The 580-nt window shown below is 53.4% G+C and carries 1 protein-coding gene; it reads left to right on the plus strand.

All coding sequences use genetic code 11. From position 1 onward, the window contains the following. A partial coding sequence (tssI, locus tag JW499_RS21575) for a type VI secretion system tip protein TssI/VgrG (protein WP_205212509.1) occupies positions 1 to 580 on the plus strand: 580 nt, incomplete at both ends.

Consider the following 580-nt stretch of genomic DNA (forward strand, 5'->3'; position numbering starts at 1 on the left):
CGTTTGCCATCGAAGTGGTCTCAGACGATGGCGATATCGACTTCGCTACGCTGATCGGCCAGCCAGCGTTTGTTACCCTGCTGGATCAGACCGATGGCAGCGATGAGCTTACCCGTTATATCCACGGCATGGTCTCTGAAGTAACGCTCGGTGATCAGGGGGTTAACCAGAGCACCTATCATATCCGCCTGGTGCCTAAAATCTGGGCGCTGCAGCACCGGCAGAACAGTCGCATATTTCAGTTTCAGAATGTGCAGAGCATCATCCGGACGATTCTCACAGATGCCGGGCTGAGCACCGATGAGTTCCGTTTTGATCTGCTTAAAAGCTATCCGGATTATGACTACTGCGTGCAGTACCGGGAAACCGAGCTGGACTTTATTCAGCGGCTGCTGGCCGAAGAGGGGATTCACTACTACTTCGAACACAGCGACGAAGGCCATCTGCTGGTGTTCAGTGATACCTCCGGTTCCAATCCGGCCATCAGTGGTGATCCGCTACTGGACTGTTTTCACGACAGTCAGGGGGCGGTACGTGAACAGCATATCTTCAGCTTCAGTTACAGCGAATCGATTGTCCC

Origin of the sequence: Amphritea pacifica, assembly GCF_016924145.1 — a bacterium.
Lineage (GTDB): Bacteria > Pseudomonadota > Gammaproteobacteria > Pseudomonadales > Balneatricaceae > Amphritea > Amphritea pacifica.